Here is a 17,386-nt window from a genome sequence, read left to right on the forward strand (position 1 = left end):
CACCCGAGGGGGTGAAAGCCTTACCGGGAGGCTATTTCAGGCATTTCAGCCCTATTTCACTCCCGAACGAATCGCACGACTTCCCTATCTATAGCAGTGTGAAAGGATTCGTGAAAATTCGATCCGGTCAAAGCCCCCATAATTGGGGGTTTGGGGGCTAGATATGTTTCATGATGACTTCCCTATCTATTCTGACTCAACGCCCGTTCGTAAACCCGCCGGTTGTCTCGGACGGACTGTTGCAAATCCACCATCGGATGGGGATAGTCCACCCCCAAATGTACTCCAAATTGCCGTTGTTCTGCATTTGATAACGTCCAGGGGGCGTGAATCTTCGATGCGGGAATGGCAGATAATTCTGGCAACCAATGTCTGACATATTCCCCTTTGGGATCGTAATCTTTCGACTGTTTGGGGATGTTGAAATAGCGGAAACCCCGGGCGTCGTTGCCCACCCCGGCCGTATAGTTCCAATTTCCCCAATTGCTGCAGACATCGTAATCGATCAGCAGGGACTCGAACCATTCGGCGCCGATTTGCCAGTCGATTCCCAAATTTTTTGTTAAAAAACTCGCCACATTTTGCCGCCCCCGGTTGGACATGAACCCCGTCGCCGCCAGTTCTCTCATGTTGGCATCGACGAGGGGAAATCCGGTGGTCCCAAGCCGCCAGCGATCGCACTGTTCCCAGTCCTCCCGCCAGGGGATCTCCACCCCCTGCAATCCGGATTTTCGGAAGATTTTGTCGCCGTGTTTGAGGCAGATAAAGCGAAAATAGTCCCGCCACAACAATTCAAATATTAACCAATAAGTCGAATCGTTTTTGACCCGATTTTCTTCGTATTCCCGGACTTGTTGAGCGATGAAGCGGGGAGAAAGGCAACCGGAAGCCAACCAGGGGGAAAATTTGGAGGAATAGTCGGGACCCAACATTCCGTTTCGGGTTTGCTTGTAGTTTTTCAGACAATCCCGCTCCCAAATATAGTTGTTTAATCGATTCAAACCCGCCGTTTCGCCGCCTTGAAAGTTTAAAACGGCGCGGCTGTCAAAAACTGGAGGTTCGAGTCCGAGTTCTTCTAAGGTGGGAATGGAACCGGGTTCGATGTCGGGTAAGGGGGGCAAATTTTTGGGGGTTGGAAAAGCTGGATAAACGGTCGATTTTTTTTCGACTTGTTTTCGGAATTGGGTAAAAACTTCGGGGATATTTTGTATGGGAAAGGGCAGGTCTTCGAGATGATAGAGGGTCGCGCCCCAAAAGGATTGGGTCGGGATATCGGTGCTGTTTTTGAGATTATTTTCGACGGTAATTTCTTCTGATGTGACTTCTTTGTGATAGTAAATTTTATCGACGTTTAATTTTTTTGCGATCGCGGCAATTGCCATTTCGGGATGTCCGACTCGCACCACCAAATCGCATCCCAATTGTTGTAAATTATGGCGCAAATTTGTAACACTTTCAATTATAAACTGCGCTCGAAATGAGCCGGTTTTCGGAAATCCGAAGGCAGTTTTTCCGAATTTTCGCGGGTCGAAACAGTAAACGGGTATAATTTTGGCATCCGCTTTCAGGGCGACGTGCATCGGTTCATGATCGTGCAGGCGGAGGTCGTTTCGATACCAAATTAAAATTATTTTTTGATTCACCACAACACTCGACTATCGCTTTTTTTTAAGGGACTTTTTCAGCAGATCGGGAATTTGGGAGGGGCGTGTGGCGACGGGAATTTTTGCTTTTTTGAACGCCGCAATTTTGCTCTGGGCCGTGCCGGGGTGGGCGGCTTCCGTAAATTTGGAGGTGATGATCGTGCTGGCGTGGCCGATGAGTTGGACTTGGGGGGCGTGGAGTCCGGCGATGTAGGCGACGACGGGTTTATCGATGGTTTCGGCGATGTAGGATGCGGCCTCTTCTTCGCTCGCGCCGCCCACTTCTCCCACCAAAACGATCGCATCGGTATTGTCGTCCTCGTCCAAAATTTGCAGCCACTGGATGAAGGACGACCCCACAATCAGGTCACTGCCGATGCTGACACCGAGGGACTGGCCAAATTTGGCGCGGGTCAGGATTTGAGCGACTTCGTAGGTGAGGGTGCTGCTGCGGCTGATCAGGCCGATGGGACCGGGGGTGTACAATTCGCCGGGGTGGGTTCCCAACAGTAAAGTGTCGGGGACGATGATCCCGGGACAGTTGGGGCCGACGACGAGGGTTTCCGTGGCTTCGGCCTTCCGAACCAGGCGCACCATGTCCAGCGGTGGCATTCCCTCGGTAACGATCACGAGTTGGCGGATGCCGGCGTCGATCGCCTCCAGGGCCGCGTCGAGGACTTCGTAGGGGTGGACGAAGATCACCGTCGTATCCAGGGGGCCCACAGCCGCCTGGGCCTGTTCCACCAGGTCAAATACGGGGATGTCGTCCCCCTTCGCACCCCCCCGGCCGGCGCTGACGTAGGCAACGACGTTAGTCCCGTAGGCTTTCATCTTCAGGGCCGCGCGGAGCGACGAGTCGGAGGCTCTCAAACCCTGAATAATGACTTTGCTATCTGGCGTTAAATTCATGTCAGTTCTGGGAATCGTGAACTATCGGGCCGAAGCCACCGCTTCGGTGACGGCATCATCCAAGGTTTCGACGAGCGTCACCGGCAGGTCTTCAAAAAGCCCTTGGGTCGTCTTGAGGTCAGTCACGTTCAGGCGGAGGACGATTTGGGGAAGGGGGCGATTTTGTCCGCGCCCTTTCAAATGGGCCGCGATCGCCTCGGCCAGGGGATCGGCGGCGGTCTGGTGGCCGAGCCAGTTGACCAAAACCACTTTCACCCGGTTCGATCGCATCACCAATTCCAACCCCCGGCAGAGGCGGTCGCGGAGACTCTCCGAGGCCTCGAAATCATCTTCACCGCCCAAATTCAAGAAATTCGCCGGTTTGCCCTGGGCTGCGATCACCTGGTCGAGGGTCGTCATCGTCAGGGCCGCGCCGTTGCACAGGATGGCGATATTGCCGTCGAGTTCCACCAAATCGGGGCGGTCGGGGGGCAAAACCGCCTCCCGGACAGTTTCCAAATGGTCTTCCCGGGACGGTTCCGGTTGGTTGCGGACCAACATCACCAAATCCGCGTGGCGCCCGAGTGCCCCATTGTTGGCGACCACCTTCCCGTCCAGGGCCATCACCTCCCCGGTGGGACTGATGCCGAGGGGGTTAATTTCCACCAAATCCAGGTCTTTGTCCACGAACAGGCGGTACATTTTCTCCACGATATTGCTAACGGCGAGGTGATGGTGGTCTTGCAACCCCATTTTCACCATCAGGCGGCGAGCGTAAAAGGGGGAAAATTCCTGATCGACCACCACCTGTTTGATGTGGGACAGGGTCGCCTCCACGTTCACCCCCCCTTGCAGGGAGCCGAGGAGCAGGGGGCGGCGGATCACCGGGTCAAGGATCACCGCCAGATAGAGTTCCTGGTCCGCGTCGTATTTGGCTTCCGCCAGGAGGACCTGGGGATATTCGTCCCGGATGGGGAGGTTAAAAATCGTCTGGGCGGCGGCCACCGCGTCGATGGTATTTTCGACGAACTTGATCCCCCCCGCCTTTCCCCGCCCCCCCGAGCGGACTTGGGATTTGAGAACCACCGGATAGGGAATATTCAACCCTTTGAGATCGTGGGCGCGATCGATTCGCTGGGAGGGCAACACCGGGATTGCCATCTGGCGAAATAGGGTTTTTGCTTGGTACTCTAGCAAATCCATGGGACTCCGTTCTAAAAAACCGACTCAAACCTATCCATGGGTTGTCCAAATCTCGGCTGGCGTTGGATGGGCTCGATGTTTTCTTCGGAGCTTCGCCGAAGGAAGTGTCGGCACTCTCCGGTCCACCGGCTGACACGGGCGAACTGCCCGCCATCCCTCGACTCCGCTCGGGAACCATTGCCAAATTTTTAGCCGCATTCAAGTCTCGATCGCAGTCAAACCCGCATTTTTCGCAGCGATACACTCGCTCCGATAACGGCATCGAGTCTTTGACGTCAGAGCCGTTTGAACGACTAAGCCAAGATGACAACTTCCAGAAAGATGGGATGGACCCATTGTCCGGCTCGATGCAACAAAACGCCTCAACCCCCGAAAATTCCGTGAACAGACCAATATTGAGAATGTTTAGCTAGATTTTGGGTTTCTGTCAAACACCCTCAAGGGCGATCAGGGGTTCCTTGATGGACCGTCTTCACCCATTTGAGACGTTTCGGACGCACCGAGATGCGGACGGTCGTGCTGGCGACGACGATCAGCCAATGAAACATATACACCGTACCACGGAGGGTCTGAAACAATGTAGTGACGTAGGACACCCGGGGGAAGTTGGGGGTGCGATCGCCGGTTTCCGAGGTTTCCGTCGCGCCTTCAGCGGGGGCGTCCGGCAGCGGTTTCACCGTCCCCAGGCTGCGGCGCAGGCCGACGAACATCCCGAACAGGGAGAGGGTGACGGCCAGCAGGGTGATGGGGGTGGTGACGGGCGGACGGCGGAGGATGGCGGACAGGAGCAGGTCGGGGACGGCGGCCATCGGCAGCAGGTATTGGGTGACCAAAAAGCCGAACAGATCGACCTTTTTGCCGAAGTTGAGGCGATCGCCGAGGAGGAATTTCCCGTAGTCGAGATAGCGCTGGTAGCCGCCTTCGGCCCAGCGGTTGCGCTGGTGCCAGAGGGCCCTCGGGCCGGTCACGCCTTCTTCAAAGACGACGGCTCGATCCAGGAAGGCGATGTCCCAGCGGTCTAGGTGCAGGCGGAGGGTGAGGTCGAGGTCGTCGGTGATGGTTTCTTCGCACCAGCCGCCGCAGGTTTCCAGGGCGCGGCGGCGGACAAATTCGCCGTTGCCCCGCAGTTCCCCGATGCCGCCGACGGCGACGCGCTGTTTTTGGAAAAAGGCATCCAGAGCCATCTCGGCGGCCTGGGAGCGGGTCCAGAAGTTGAAGGATGCGTTGGCGATCGCCTTTTGCAGTTGTACGGCTCCCACCCGTGCGGCCCGAAATTCGGGGACGACGTGCCGCAGCAGGTCGGGGGCCACCTGGGCGTCCGCATCGAAGACGCCGACGATTTCGCCGCGGGTCAGGGGCAGGACTTGGTTGAGGGCGCCCGACTTGCCGCCGGTGGCGGTTTCGTCGCGGCGGAGGACGTTGAGCTGCCGGTAGCGTCCGGCCAACTCGTCGAGGACCGAAGGGGTGCGATCGCTGCTGTTGTCGTCGATGACCCACAATTCGTAGCAGTGGGCCGGGTAGTCGAGATTGCAGAGGTTTTTGACCAAGTTGCCGATCACGGCCTCCTCATTCTTGGCGGCGACGAGGAGGGAGACAAAGGGCCAGTCGTCTCCGGCCGGCTCCGGCTCGATTTCCCCCCGGCGGGGGTCGGCGAACAAAACCCGCAGGGCGTGCAGGGTCAAGACACCGCCCAGACCCCAGAGCAGCCAAGCCCCCCAGGAAATCAAGTGCAGGGTGAGAGTCCCGCCCCAGATGACGGTGAGGGCCGCGGCCGCCTTGCGCCGCCGGTGTTGATAACACTGGGGGGGGACCGACAGGGCGTCCGCGTCGCGGGGGGCGGGTTGCGGGGGCCGGTGGGGGGCCGCGATCGCGCCATTTGGCAGGTTTCGGAAGCGCCGGATATTCCGCAGGGGAAATCGGGGAGTCCGTCGGGTGCTATGGGACGGGCCCGAATCCCGGGGGTTCTGGCGCATTTCATATAACCCGGTCGTGCCTCGACTGGTCGGATTCTGACGCTGATGGTTCGGCCGAGATGTCTCTGGCATAGATGATCTCAATTCAATACTCAATGGTCGTTCCTCTACATTGTCCTCCACCCGGAGCGGGGATTCACAGGTCGTCGAGTTCCCCCGCCCGAAGGCATCGTCAGGCGATCGCGCCGGCCGGTTTTCGAGCCGTAATTCCGACCCCCGATGAGAATCAATGCTGCTATATAGTATCCAACATTGTCGGGAAATTCGCCGGTTGATCTTCGGGTATCGGCGCATCCGAGGAAGGCTCGGGTCCGCCAAGGGACTCACCCGTCGCCTAAGATGGAAGAGATGGGCGTTCGCAGGAGTTTGACCATGACCGATTCGGCCGCAGTCCTCAAAGAACTCAAACCGGCGGAGAAGCGGGAAGTCGGGGTTTATCTGCCCTACTACGATGACAAAAAGCGGCGGTATTTGCCGTTGTCGATCAGTCTCTACCGAGAAAAAAGCCTGGAGGGGGCGCGAAAAATTGACGGCGGGGAGGACATCCCCTTCGTGGCCACCTGGAGCGTTTCGACGCTGCCGGCGGACCTGACCCGATGTCGGGTGATGTTCGACGGAAACGCCGATCTGAGCTACGAAGTGATCATGGCGAATTATGAATTCATCAAGTACCTGATCGATATCGTCCACAATTTCCGCCTCAACCACACGATCGATTTTTCCCAGGAGTTTTACAAGCGGTTGCTGCACATGGAATCGTGACCGGAAATGCGATCGCCTCGCCGACCCCTCTCACCCCCGGCGGAGGGCGGGCGATCGATGAACGTGGAAACCTTTATAATGGGGGCACCCGTCGCCCGAGTGCGTCCGGAGAAGGGGAGAATTGGGGTCGCCCCGCTACCCGGCATGACGATGACAGGTCAGCGACACCGAACCCGCCCCCCGTGAAGTGATGTCCGGAAACATCAGATTCTAGGAAATGGCGTTGAATGCAAGTGGAGGAGTCAATTGCGTGGCTAAATCTGCCAAGTATCTTTTAATCGGATCGATCGAACCTTACAGCGGCAAGTCTGCGGTCGCCCTCGGTTTGGCTTATCAGTTGAAAAATCGGGGGTTTGACGTGGCTTACGGCAAACCCCTCGGGACGGACATGGATGGCGCTCCGGACGGGGGGGGAGATGCCGACTTTCAATTTATCGCCCAAACCCTGGGACTTTCCGAATCCCACCTGCGACCGCCCGTCGTGATGCTCGACGACGCCACCATTGACCAGCATCTCCACCATCCGGACAGCGCGGGCTACCGCCGGGAGCTGGCCGGTTATCGGGAACGGACGGGGGGGGATTGCGTGTTGCTCGAAGGTCCGGGAACCCTGCAGGAGGGGAGTCTGTTCGACCTGTCGCCGATCCGGATCGCCGAGGTGTTGGACGCCGCGGTGATGTTGGTCGTCCGCTTCGACTCCCAGCGGTTTTTGGACGAGTTGCTCTCGGCCCGGGAACGGTTGGGCGACCGCCTGCTGGGCATCGTCGTCAACGACCTGACGCCGGAGCACTCCGAGACCCTTCAAACTCGGGTCCAACCCTTTTTGGAAAGTCACGGCATCCCGATTTTGGGCCTGCTCCCCAGACACGCCCTGCTGCGGAGCGTCACCGTCGGCGAACTGGCCCGGCAGCTCGACGCCCAGGTCGCCTGCGGCCGGGAGCGGTTGGACCTGATGGTGGAGAGCCTCAGCGTCGGCGCAATGAACGTGAGTTCGGCGATGAAGTATTTCAGCCAATCGCACAACATGGCGGTGGTGACGGGGGGCGATCGCCGGGACATCCAAATGGCCGCCCTGGAACAATCGACTCACTGCCTGATCTTGACGGGACAACTGCCCCCTGACCCGATGGTGATCGCCCGGGCCGAGGAGCTGGAAATTCCGATCCTGTGCGCGGACCTCGACACCCTGACGACGGTGGAGATCATCGACCGCGCCTTCGGCCGGGTCCGCCTCCACGAAGCCAGCAAGGTGGAGTGCATCGCCCAAATTATGGCGGAACACTTCGACCTGTCCCGACTCCTGGAAATGACGGGTTGGGAAGCGATCGCCCCCGCCAATTTGGCTTGAGATCCCGTCTGTCCGGCGACCCGAAACTCCCCGTCCGCGCCCGGGCCGCTCCGCTCTCAACGGTCCGACCGGACGAATTTGAGTCCGAGCAGTCGGCTCATTTTTTTCAACAATTCCTCATACTCAAACGGCTTGTCTACAAAATCATCGCATCCGACGGAGAGCAGCGCTTCGCGATCGCGGTCGAAAACGCTGGCCGTCAGGGCGATGATCGCCGTTTCCGCCCCGCCGGGGGAGTTCTTGATCTGGCGGGTGGCCTCAAAGCCATCCATCTCCGGCATCCGCATATCCATCCAGATCAGGTGCGGGTGCCAGTCCGACCAGATTCGGACCGCCTCCCGGCCGTCCCTAGCCCGCCGGACTTCAAAACCGGCGCGGGTGAGAAACTCCGCCAAAACGAAGCTGTGGCTGGGGTCGTCCTCGGCCACCAAAATCCGATAGGTGCGGCCGTCGGGGACCCGTTTCGCGGTGGTGTCGGACGGGATTTTTGCACGGTCCGCGATCGCGGCGGTGGTGACCGGAATTTCAAAAAAGAATTTCGCCCCCCGACCCACTTCACTGGCGACATCCAATTCCCCCCCCATCACCCGCACGAACTGATAGCTGATCGCCAAACCCAAACCCGTGCCTTCAAAGGCCTTCAACCCCGCTTCGGTTTGGGCGAACGGCTCGAAGAGTCGGTCCCGTTCTTCTCGGGAAATTCCCGGCCCGGTATCCTCCACTTCAAACCGCAGGTGCAACAGGTGATCGTCCGGCGTCAAAACTTGTTGGGGTCCGCTGCGCGTCACCCGCAACGTCACCGTCCCGGCCTCGGTAAATTTGATGCCGTTGTCCAACAGATTTAACAGCACTTGGCGGAGTTTGCCGGCGTCCGCCACGACGGGTTGGGGAATGTCCGGATCTCGCTCGAACTCGAGTTTTAACCCCTTGGATTCCGCCCGCATTTTCAGCAGGTGTTCGAGGTTGTCCAACAGTTGAAAGACGTCGAATTCCGTTTCCTTGAGTTTGATCTGTCCGGCTTCGATTTTGGACATATCCAACACGTCGTTGATCAGCGCCAGCAGGTGGCGCCCGCAGCGGATCACCGTCTCTAAATATTGGTGGTGCTTGACCGAAAGGTTCGGGTCCCGCAGCATCAGTTGGGTAAAGCCCAGGATCGAATTGAGCGGCGTCCGCAACTCGTGGCTCATCCGGGCCAGAAACTCACTTTTCGCCCGGTTCGCCCGGTCGGCCGTCTCCTTCGCCTGCTGCAAAATGACGGTCTGCTGCTGGGCGTGGATGAGCAGTTGCGCCAACTTCTGCTCCGCCTGCTTGCGATCGCTGATATCCGTCACCATCGCCAGGGTGGCGATGCACTCCCCCGCTTCGTCCCGGATGGGATTGGTGGAAATCAAGGTCCACAGGCTGCCCCCGTCCCGCCGGGGCAGACACAGCTCGTGCTGGCCCGGGTCGCCCCGGCGGGAATTCTCGCACAAATGTTCGGCTTCGGGGATGTCGGCGAGGGCGACGCACTCGGTGGGGGAGCGCTCCGAAATGTCCTCGGCCCTATAGCCCAGCATGGCGGCCATCTGGGCGTTGGCGTAGATCGTCCGGCCGTCGCGGGCGATCATCCAAATTCCCTCCCGGGCCGTCTCGACGATCTGGCGGTATTTTTCCTCGCTTTGGCGCAGGGCCTCCTCGGCCCGCCGGCGGTTCGCCCGTTCCCGGCTTTCCCGCATTGCCCGCCCCACGGCCAGGGGCAGCCGCGACAGCCGCCGTTTCAAGACGTAATCCGTCGCCCCCAGTTTCAGGGCGTCGATCGCCTGTTCTTCCCCCAACTGTCCGGAAACCAAAATGAAGGGCATCTCCGGGTCGAGTTCCCGGGCAATTTGCAGCGCGCTGATGCCGTCGAAGGCGGGAAGGGCGTAGTCGGCCAGGATCAGGTCGTATTTTTCGGTGTTCAGCGACCGGACAAATTCATCCTGGTTTTCGACGCGCATCCAGCGACATTCAATCCCCGCATTGGTCAGGATCGTGCGGATCAGTTCCACATCGACCGGATCGTCTTCGAGCAATAAAATACTCAACATGGATGGGGCAGGACTATATAATGGTGGGCGATCGCGGATTCTGACCGTGCGGGTTGAGAATGCACAATTGACCATTCAAATCTTACCAAATTTTGGGGGGACAACTCATCCTCCCCAAGTCAGATTTCCGCGTCCGCCCGCCGTTTGTATTCTTTCAAAATCGCCCCCGCCAGGTACAGGGACCCGCACAAAATCACCGGTTTCTCAGAGGTGGTCAAAACGCTCTCCAAACCGGCGATCGCATCGGCGTGGGTGCGGCAGGACCCCAAATCCGGACACACAGTCCGGGCGAGGGCGGCGAGGTCTTCGGGAGCGGCGGAACTGTGGTCGGGGACGGGAACCAAATCCAAGCGGTCGCCGGGGCGCAGCAGGGCGCGAAAAATGTCGGCGTGGTCTTTGGTGGAGAGCATCCCCATCACCCAATGAATGGGAGGGACAATCACCCCGAATGCTTGCAGGTCGTCCGCGTACCGTCGCAACTCAGCCGCGGCCGCCCGGTTGTGGGCTCCGTCGATCAGAAATTGGCGGTCGCCCCGGGCGACCCACTGCAGGCGCCCGGGCCACCGGGTTTTGGCGATTCCGTCTGTAACCGCCCGGTCCGGAACCGCCCACCCCTGTTCCCGCAGGACGTCGATGGCCGCGATCGCGATCGCCGAGTTGACCAGTTGCACCCGCCCGGGCAGGGGGAGCCGGTACTCCAGACCGTTGTAGGAAGCGACCGGCTCGAAGGGGTGGGATGTCACGAGTCGGGCCGGCTCCACCCACATAGCCGGACAGCCGAGTTCGTCCATGCGGTCGGCGACCACTTTCCGGGCTTCCGGGGGCAGGGGACCGACGATGGCCGGCCGGCCGGGTTTGAGGATTCCCGCCTTTTCCCGGGCGATGTGGGCGAGGGTGGGGCCGAGGCGCTGCCGGTGTTCCAGGCTCAGGCTGGTGATGACGCAGGCGATGGGGCGCGCGATGACGTTGGTGGCATCGAGACGCCCCCCCAGCCCCACTTCCACCACCGCCACGTCCACGTCCTGTCCGGCAAAATACAGCCAGGCCGCCGCCGTGATGACTTCAAATTGGGTGGGGGAGGGTTCGTCTTCGGGGATGGCCGCGGCGACCTCTCGGAGGAGGTCCCGGAAGTCGGCTTCGGAAATGGGGACGCCATTGATATTGATGCGTTCGGTCCAATCGACCAGATGGGGGGAGATGTAGCGCCCGACCTGATATCCGGCCTCCGCCAAGATGGAGGAGAGGTACGCGCAGACGGAGCCTTTCCCGTTCGTCCCGGCGACGTGCAGGGTCGGGACTCGCCGCTGGGGGTCGCCCAAGCGGTGCAGGAGGGTTTGAATCCGCTCCAAACCGAGGTGGACGCCGAAGCGCTGGAAGGGTTGTAAGAGAGTTTCGAGGTTCACGGTGTCGCTGTGTCGGGGGGTTCGGTCGCGTTGCTCTCAAAAATTAACCGGGCGGGGTCCCCGAATCCCCAGGCAGGGTTCGACCCCGATACCGGTCAGGTTTTTTTCGGCTCGGATGGGGCGGTCTCCTCCAGGGGAAACCGCTTCAAGAGCGATCGCAGGGAGTTGCGCGGAATGTAGGGCCACCCGCCTTCGGATTCGATCTCCCGCAGCAAATGATACAGTTCCTGTCTGTTTTTCGGCAACGTCTTCTGAAACAAATCGTCCCGGATTTCCTGGTGCAACCGCTCCAAAGTCCGCAGCAAGGCCAGCAGGGCTCGCCCGTCTCCCCGCGCTTCCTCCGCCAGCTCCTCAACGGTCTGAGTCAGCATTTGCAATGCCTTGTCAAAATCGGTCTCGCGCTCCATCATCATCGGTCACTTATTTCAAGGATACGAATCGCGGTGGATTCGGCTTCGATCATAGCTCCAACTCCCCCGCTATGAAAGCGCGATCGGGAAATTGACTCGCGTCCGTCAACTCGACGCCGAAAAATTTGTACTTCCCGTAACAAAAAGGTCCCGAGCCGTGTAAAATGCTGTATTGGACAGCTTACACTCGCGGTCGGGCAGACCGTGAAAGCTTGGGTCGGGCCCGGCTACAACCCGGACGTTGTAAAATTCCGGTGCCCCGCGAAGCCAGAATCCTCATCCCTATTCGGGCGAGGAGCGTTAACCTGTCCCCATCGCCGAACAATTTTCCATGGGACTCAGAAATTGGGTCTCAAGTCTCGTCCTTTTGGGGCGGGGAGCGTCAGAACGTATCGACCGACATCTGGTCAGGGGGTCTCCTCGGAAAAAAGAGTCGCCGTCGGGGCGATGTCGGCGCGTTTCCTCTGGGGAAAGAAGGGTCGCTGACGACGGGGGACGACCATCCCGCCAGTTCAGTCGGCCCGATGTTACATAACGTGTTCAAACCGTGGCTTCAGAAGTCGTTGCCGATTTCTGGAAACTCGAAAATTGCATCACATATCGATTTTGGATATTGAGGTTGAAAATGAGATATCGCGCTTTAGTGGCAACACTTTTGGCTTTGTGCCTGAGTGTGCTGACAGCTTGCTCGGAGAGTCCCGAAGCAAAAGATCCGGCATTGTTGACTTATGATGATATTCGGAACACCGGTTTGGCTGTGAAGTGTCCCAGCCTTCCCGAAACGGCTCGGGGTTCGATCCCCCTCGACTCGGACACCACCTATGAAATTTCCGGTTTGTGTTTGGAACCGACCACCTACTTCGTGAAAGAAGAACCCAGCAACAAACGCCAAGAGGCGGAATTTGTCCCGGGCAAATTGCTGACCCGCTTCACTTACAGTCTCGACCAGGTGGGGGGAACTCTCAATTTTGAGGAGGATGGCAGCCTCAAGTTTACCGAAGAGTACGGTATTGACTTTCAGCCGATTACGGTGCAACTGCCCGGTGGCGAGCAGGTGCCGTTCTTGTTCACCATCAAAGGACTCGTCGCCAGCAGCCAATCTGGGTTAAATAGCATTAATACGTCTACAGATTTGGAAGGGGATTTTGACGTTCCCTCCTATCGGGGTTCCACCTTCCTCGACCCGAAGGGACGCGGTTTGGCCTCCGGCTACGATAATGCCGTCGCCCTGCCGGCGACCGCCGACGAAGAAGACTATATTAAAGCGAATGTCAAACTCGCCGACACCCAGTTCAAGGCCGGTCACATTTCTTTACAAGTCGCCAAAGTTGACGGCGAGAGCGGCGAAATTGCCGGCATTTTTGAGAGCGAACAACCTTCCGATACCGACCTGGGCGCTCAGGAAGCGGTTGAGCTCAAAATTCGGGGCACGTTTTATGCCCGGATTCAGCCCAAAGCCTGATTGGGCGGTTTGCGAAGCGAACTGATTCCCTCGAGTTGAAGAGCCGTTTTCAGAGGGACGATGCGTCCCTCTTTTTTGAGCTTTTGTCAACTTTTTGACAAACCGTTGCCTGGGGGGCGGGAGTCATCTTGCCGGCGATCGCCTTTTTGGTATATAATGGTTAGTCGGGATCATAATAATTGAGCCGGTTTCCACAGACCCAGCTCGCCGTCCGAGCAGCCCGGGCCGCGCCGTTTGACCCGTCCGGTTCCAAAAGCGCGGACGACTTCCCCGAGAGATTGAAAGCTGGAAAGTGTCGGGACAGGGAAACCGGGTCGTGTTTGTCAGCCCTTTGTGACTCGGGTTACAATTTATACAAGCCAGTACCCCCGCTCTACCTACACCAGGACGCCATGCAGACGACAGTCACCAACCAGCTCAAATCTGACAGTTTGGAGTTGCTGCGCGAGTATCAGCACTCCCCATCCAACGACCTTCGCAACCGGCTCGTCCAGCTCAACATCGGGTTAGTCCGCAAGGAAGTTCACCACTGGATCAACCAGTGTGCCGAAAGTTACGACGACCTGTTGCAAGTGGGCTGCATCGGCTTGATTCGGGCGATCGAGCGGTTCGATTTGTCCAAGGGCCACGCTTTCAGCTCCTTCGCCATCCCCTACATCCGGGGCGAGATCCAGCACTACCTGCGGGACAAAAGTCCGTCCGTCCGGGTTCCCCGCCAGTGGTTGACCCTGCATCGGAAAGCCGCCAAATGCACCCAGGTGCTGCAAATGGAGCTGGGGCGGAAGCCGACCGACGCCGAAATCGCCGCGGCACTGGAGATTTCCGTCGAGGAGTGGAACGAGGTGAAACTGGCCTCCCGCAACCGATCGCCGCTGAGTTTGGACGCGCCGGTTCAAGACGAAGAGGAAGGGGCGACGAGTCTGGGCGACCTGGTTCCGGACACCCGCTACCGCAGCTTCCAACTGGCCCAAGAAGATCAAATTCGCCTCCAACAGGCCCTCGCCCACCTCGAAGACGGAACTCGCAAGGTTTTGGAATTCGTGTTTCTCTACGACCTGACCCAAAAGGAAACCGCCGAGCGGATGGGAATCAGCGCGGTGACGGTATCCCGTCGCGTCAAGCGGGGGTTGAATCTCCTGAAAACCATGATGGGCGGGACCACCGACGAGTGACGTCGCCCTCGGATCTGCCTTGATCGCAGGTGGGTACTGTTTGCCGAAAAGCCCGATGATTCCTTGCATCGGGCTTTTTTTGATGTCGGTCCCGGGGGGTGGGAAGCAAACTGAAAGAAAATGCCGGTTCGGGCAACCGGCCAGAACGGGCAACAGCCTAAAGCTGCTCCATTTCTGCTTCTAACATCCGGACTAAATGTTCGTCTCCCTTGGCTTTGGCGACTTCGAGCCGGTGTTCCAGGCGCTTTTGGATGTTGGCCCGGTGGGTTTCGGATAATTTGCTGGCGCCTTTACGGTGATTTTTGTTCAGCATGGACTGTTTTTGACTCCCATTTGTGCAGGTTTTTGTTCCTGCCCCCATTATATCCGCTTTGGAGATGCCTTGAAAGCACCGCTTCCAGGCGATCACCAGCCTGATCTATCTAATCGGTCGCATTTCGCCACCTCAGAATCCTGTTGTGCCCGACCGAAAGACCCATTTCGAGCAGGCGAATCATCGGGGCGGGTTTGGCGATCGCCCACAGGTTGACCGCCAGGCAGGTACTCCCCAAACAGAGTAAGATAAACGTGGGGGCCATCACCACGCCGATGGCGAACCAGGTCCAGACGTGGGCGACCATGATCCCCGCGTACAGACTGGCGAACCCCGCCATCACGAAGGTTTGTCTCCCGGGCCGCCCCAGGGCGGTAAATAGAATCGTCTGCAGGGTGGCGATCAGGTTCATCGGCACCAAGAAGGCGCAGATCGTCCCGCAGTTTTGCCGGGAAAATTCGGCTAGAGCATTGAAGTCCAAAATCATCGAAATTTAAAATTGCTGCAACTGCCCCAATTGTAATCGCAGACTTTTCAAATTGCGATCGCATTTGTGAAAATTTAAGACTTCCGAAATAAAGCGGCTCTCCGCGAACAATTTAATCGAAATTTAATCATCTTTTTTGCGGAGTGCGGTCGTCCAAAAGTTGGTGAACATCATCAGCATCGCCCCCAAAAAAATAATTCCGGCGAGTCCGAGGGCGATCGCACTTTCCCAATCAATTGTATCCATCGATATCGCTCGAATCCTTCACTGGCATACCTTAGCACAAATACTCCCCCGATGCGGGGGCCGCCCGAAATATCCCGTCGGAGAGAGATCCCCGCCCCGCCCAGATTTTGTAACATCTCTTAATATAGTAGACAGAAAGACGCGAGACACCACACACCTATGGCTACAGACAATCAAAAAGCAACTTGGGACGGCGGTCGGTTCCTCAAAACCCTCGGCTATTTCGGCGTCATCCCCTTCGTCGGCAGTTTTCGCTGGATACAGAAATTATTCGGCGGGGACGCGCCCAAACCGGGCCAACCCGCCGAAGTCGTCCTCGTGGCGGGGGCGACGGGAGGCGTCGGCAAACGGGTCGTCCGACGCCTGCAACAGAAGGGTGTCAAGGTGCGGGCACTGGTCCGAGATGCCAGACGGGCCCGACAAATCCTCGGTCAAACCGTCGATGTCGTCGAAGCCGACATCACCATCCCGGAAACCCTCACGCCACAGGTGATGCAAGATGTCGCGGCGGTCATCTGCTGTACGGGGACGCGGGTGCAACCCGTCGAGGGCGACACCCCCACCCGAGAAAAATATTACCAGGGCATCAAATTTTACCTGCCGGAAGTCGTCGATACCCCGGAATATGTGGAATATAACGGCATCAAAAACCTCCTCGACGCCGCCCCCAATTATTTGCGAAATTCCGGTCAAAAAGTCTTGTTCGATTTCACCAAACCTTCGACAGAATTGAAAGAAACTTGGGGGGCTTTGGACGACGTGGTGATGGGGGGGACGAGCGAAAGTTCGCTCCGTTTGATCGGCGATGCGGCCCTATTTGCTGGGACGGTTTCGACGGCGAATTCCGGGGGGTTCGTCTCCGTGCGGACTCGCAATTTTGAACCGGCCCTGGACTTGTCGGAATTTGAAGGCATCGAATTGCGCGTCAAAGGGGACGGAAAGCGATATAAATTGATCGTCCGCAACGATGAAAAGTGGGACAGCATCGCCTACTGCTATTCCTTCGATACGATTTACAATATTCCCATCACCGTCCGGATTCCCTTCGATCGCCTCATTCCCGTGTTTCGTGCCCAAACCCTCAAAGACAATCCCCCCTTCGATGCGCGTCAGGTTTACGCCTTCCAGGTGATGCTGAGTAAGTTTGAATACGACGGGGAATTGAACCCGAAATTTGAAGCCGGAAATTTTCAGCTTCAAATCGAGTCCATCAAAGCTTATGGCAGTGCGGTCAAACCCCGCTTCGTGATGGTGAGTTCCGCCGGAGTCACTCGGCCGGGGAAACCGGGATTGAACTTGGAGGAAGAACCGCCGGCGGTGCGGATGAACGACCAACTGGGGGGGATTTTGACCTGGAAATTGCGGGGGGAAGATGCGGTGCGGTCGAGCGGTATTCCCTACACCATTATCCGGCCTTGTGCGCTGACGGAAGAAGCCGGGGGGGAACCGTTGATGCTGGATCAGGGGGATACGATCAAGGGAAAAGTCAGCCGGGAAGATATTTCCGAACTCTGCATTCGAGCGTTAAATGACCCCGAAGCTGCCCATGTTACCGTCGAAGTGAAAGAAGCCGAAAGTGGCGATCGCATCGATGGCGATACGAGCCTATTTTCTGCGGTCAAATCCGACCGCGATCGCCAGGCGATCGGAGTTTAAAATTCATCTCCCCCGACTCGGGGGAGGTCGAATCTTGTCGAACTTGGACAATTGGGGTATGATCGCCGTATCGATACGGAGGTCAGACCCCAGTTTCGATCTCTTCACATTGGGTCAATTCCGAACCGCCATCGCGATCGCCCCCAAATCTGGCAGAAATTCACCCCACTCTCAGCCGTCTCAGCTCAACTCTGGAGGGCACGATCGTCGTTCAACAGACCCGAAATTACCCCGATTTGGGGTGGGGAGCGTCGTCGCGATCGGCCGTTTCTTGGCTGCAAGCCGCGCGATCGCAGGGATCGCGATCGTGTCAAGTTTTAGGGGCAGAGAAAACTAAAATGGGGGCGCAAC

Annotated in this window: 15 protein-coding genes and 1 pseudogene; 5 read left to right on the forward strand and 11 right to left on the reverse strand. The window is 58.1% G+C overall.

The window, feature by feature from the left end; genetic code table 11:
• Positions 1-182 precede the first annotated feature (182 nt).
• The 5 genes and pseudogenes from LKE08_RS10745 to LKE08_RS10765 form a co-directional block, all read right to left on the reverse strand.
• A complete protein-coding gene (locus tag LKE08_RS10745) occupies positions 183-1,643 on the reverse strand; it encodes a DASH family cryptochrome (RefSeq protein WP_324704220.1) in 1,461 nt (486 codons plus the stop codon).
• Between the two features lie 12 nt (positions 1,644-1,655).
• Entirely contained in the window at positions 1,656-2,552 is an 897-nt protein-coding gene (locus LKE08_RS10750) for a CoA-binding protein (protein ID WP_324704221.1), read from the reverse strand.
• Between the two features lie 21 nt (positions 2,553-2,573).
• Positions 2,574-3,734, reverse strand: a complete 1,161-nt coding sequence (locus tag LKE08_RS10755; RefSeq protein ID WP_324704222.1) for a succinate--CoA ligase subunit beta — start codon at positions 3,732-3,734, stop codon at positions 2,574-2,576.
• A 190-nt stretch (positions 3,735-3,924) separates the two neighbouring features.
• Positions 3,925-4,044 (reverse strand): annotated as a pseudogene (locus LKE08_RS10760) (zinc ribbon domain-containing protein); the annotation flags it as partial.
• 127 nt (positions 4,045-4,171) lie between these two features.
• Positions 4,172-5,779, reverse strand: a complete 1,608-nt coding sequence (locus LKE08_RS10765; RefSeq protein WP_324704223.1) for a glycosyltransferase family 2 protein — start codon at positions 5,777-5,779, stop codon at positions 4,172-4,174.
• A 300-nt stretch (positions 5,780-6,079) separates the two neighbouring features.
• Between LKE08_RS10765 and ebsA the strand changes: the two genes are divergently transcribed.
• Together ebsA and LKE08_RS10775 are read left to right on the forward strand one after the other, a co-directional pair.
• Positions 6,080-6,469: a type IV pilus biogenesis protein EbsA gene (gene ebsA, locus LKE08_RS10770; protein ID WP_324704224.1), complete on the forward strand. Its 390-nt coding sequence runs from the start codon at positions 6,080-6,082 to the stop codon at positions 6,467-6,469.
• A 250-nt stretch (positions 6,470-6,719) separates the two neighbouring features.
• Positions 6,720-7,817 carry a phosphotransacetylase family protein gene (locus tag LKE08_RS10775; RefSeq protein ID WP_324704225.1) on the forward strand — a complete coding sequence of 366 codons (1,098 nt, stop codon included), beginning with the start codon at positions 6,720-6,722 and terminating at the stop codon, positions 7,815-7,817.
• Between the two features lie 56 nt (positions 7,818-7,873).
• Here LKE08_RS10775 and LKE08_RS10780 read toward each other — a convergent pair whose 3' ends face one another.
• From LKE08_RS10780 to LKE08_RS10790, 3 genes are all read right to left on the reverse strand, one after another.
• Positions 7,874-9,886, reverse strand: a complete 2,013-nt coding sequence (locus LKE08_RS10780; protein ID WP_324704226.1) for a response regulator — start codon at positions 9,884-9,886, stop codon at positions 7,874-7,876.
• Between the two features lie 119 nt (positions 9,887-10,005).
• The gene (locus LKE08_RS10785; RefSeq protein WP_324704227.1) at positions 10,006-11,289 is read right to left on the reverse strand and encodes a folylpolyglutamate synthase/dihydrofolate synthase family protein; all 1,284 of its coding nucleotides are present in this window, start codon (positions 11,287-11,289) and stop codon (positions 10,006-10,008) included.
• Positions 11,290-11,384: 95 nt separating this feature from the next.
• The gene (locus tag LKE08_RS10790; protein ID WP_324704228.1) at positions 11,385-11,660 is read right to left on the reverse strand and encodes a hypothetical protein; all 276 of its coding nucleotides are present in this window, start codon (positions 11,658-11,660) and stop codon (positions 11,385-11,387) included.
• A gap of 664 nt (positions 11,661-12,324) precedes the next feature.
• Between LKE08_RS10790 and LKE08_RS10795 the strand changes: the two genes are divergently transcribed.
• Both LKE08_RS10795 and LKE08_RS10800 read left to right on the forward strand, forming a co-directional pair.
• The gene (locus tag LKE08_RS10795) at positions 12,325-13,161 is read left to right on the forward strand and encodes a photosystem II manganese-stabilizing polypeptide (protein WP_324704229.1); all 837 of its coding nucleotides are present in this window, start codon (positions 12,325-12,327) and stop codon (positions 13,159-13,161) included.
• 392 nt (positions 13,162-13,553) lie between these two features.
• Positions 13,554-14,333 carry an RNA polymerase sigma factor SigF gene (locus LKE08_RS10800; RefSeq protein WP_324704230.1) on the forward strand — a complete coding sequence of 260 codons (780 nt, stop codon included), beginning with the start codon at positions 13,554-13,556 and terminating at the stop codon, positions 14,331-14,333.
• 157 nt (positions 14,334-14,490) lie between these two features.
• On the opposite strand, the gene LKE08_RS10805 is transcribed toward LKE08_RS10800, so the two are convergent.
• The 3 genes from LKE08_RS10805 to LKE08_RS10815 form a co-directional block, all read right to left on the reverse strand.
• Positions 14,491-14,646 (reverse strand): hypothetical protein, encoded by a 156-nt coding sequence (locus tag LKE08_RS10805; protein ID WP_324704267.1) that lies wholly within the window; start codon positions 14,644-14,646, stop codon positions 14,491-14,493.
• A gap of 109 nt (positions 14,647-14,755) precedes the next feature.
• Positions 14,756-15,133, reverse strand: a complete 378-nt coding sequence (locus LKE08_RS10810; RefSeq protein ID WP_324704231.1) for a hypothetical protein — start codon at positions 15,131-15,133, stop codon at positions 14,756-14,758.
• A gap of 123 nt (positions 15,134-15,256) precedes the next feature.
• Positions 15,257-15,379 (reverse strand): hypothetical protein, encoded by a 123-nt coding sequence (locus tag LKE08_RS10815; RefSeq protein ID WP_324704232.1) that lies wholly within the window; start codon positions 15,377-15,379, stop codon positions 15,257-15,259.
• 159 nt (positions 15,380-15,538) lie between these two features.
• On the opposite strand from LKE08_RS10815, the gene LKE08_RS10820 reads away from it, so the two are divergent.
• Positions 15,539-17,035, forward strand: a complete 1,497-nt coding sequence (locus LKE08_RS10820) for a CIA30 family protein (RefSeq protein WP_324704233.1) — start codon at positions 15,539-15,541, stop codon at positions 17,033-17,035.
• Positions 17,036-17,386: the final 351 nt, after the last annotated feature.

The organism is Lyngbya sp. CCY1209 (assembly GCF_035615495.1).
GTDB lineage: Bacteria > Cyanobacteriota > Cyanobacteriia > Cyanobacteriales > Microcoleaceae > Limnospira.

Bases quoted from the DNA above. Each gene is read 5' to 3' on its own strand.
- LKE08_RS10750 (WP_324704221.1), bottom strand. From the start codon at position 2,552: ATGAATTTAACGCCAGATAGCAAAGTCATTATTCAGGGTTTGAGAGCC.
- LKE08_RS10755 (WP_324704222.1), bottom strand. From the start codon at position 3,734: ATGGATTTGCTAGAGTACCAAGCAAAAACCCTATTTCGCCAGATGGCA.
- LKE08_RS10765 (WP_324704223.1), bottom strand. From the start codon at position 5,779: ATGCCAGAGACATCTCGGCCGAACCATCAGCGTCAGAATCCGACCAGT.
- ebsA (WP_324704224.1), top strand. From the start codon at position 6,080: ATGACCGATTCGGCCGCAGTCCTCAAAGAACTCAAACCGGCGGAGAAG.
- LKE08_RS10780 (WP_324704226.1), bottom strand. From the start codon at position 9,886: ATGTTGAGTATTTTATTGCTCGAAGACGATCCGGTCGATGTGGAACTG.
- LKE08_RS10790 (WP_324704228.1), bottom strand. From the start codon at position 11,660: ATGCTGACTCAGACCGTTGAGGAGCTGGCGGAGGAAGCGCGGGGAGAC.
- LKE08_RS10795 (WP_324704229.1), top strand. From the start codon at position 12,325: ATGAGATATCGCGCTTTAGTGGCAACACTTTTGGCTTTGTGCCTGAGT.
- LKE08_RS10800 (WP_324704230.1), top strand. From the start codon at position 13,554: ATGCAGACGACAGTCACCAACCAGCTCAAATCTGACAGTTTGGAGTTG.
- LKE08_RS10805 (WP_324704267.1), bottom strand. From the start codon at position 14,646: ATGCTGAACAAAAATCACCGTAAAGGCGCCAGCAAATTATCCGAAACC.
- LKE08_RS10810 (WP_324704231.1), bottom strand. From the start codon at position 15,133: ATGATTTTGGACTTCAATGCTCTAGCCGAATTTTCCCGGCAAAACTGC.
- LKE08_RS10815 (WP_324704232.1), bottom strand. From the start codon at position 15,379: ATGGATACAATTGATTGGGAAAGTGCGATCGCCCTCGGACTCGCCGGA.
- LKE08_RS10820 (WP_324704233.1), top strand. From the start codon at position 15,539: ATGGCTACAGACAATCAAAAAGCAACTTGGGACGGCGGTCGGTTCCTC.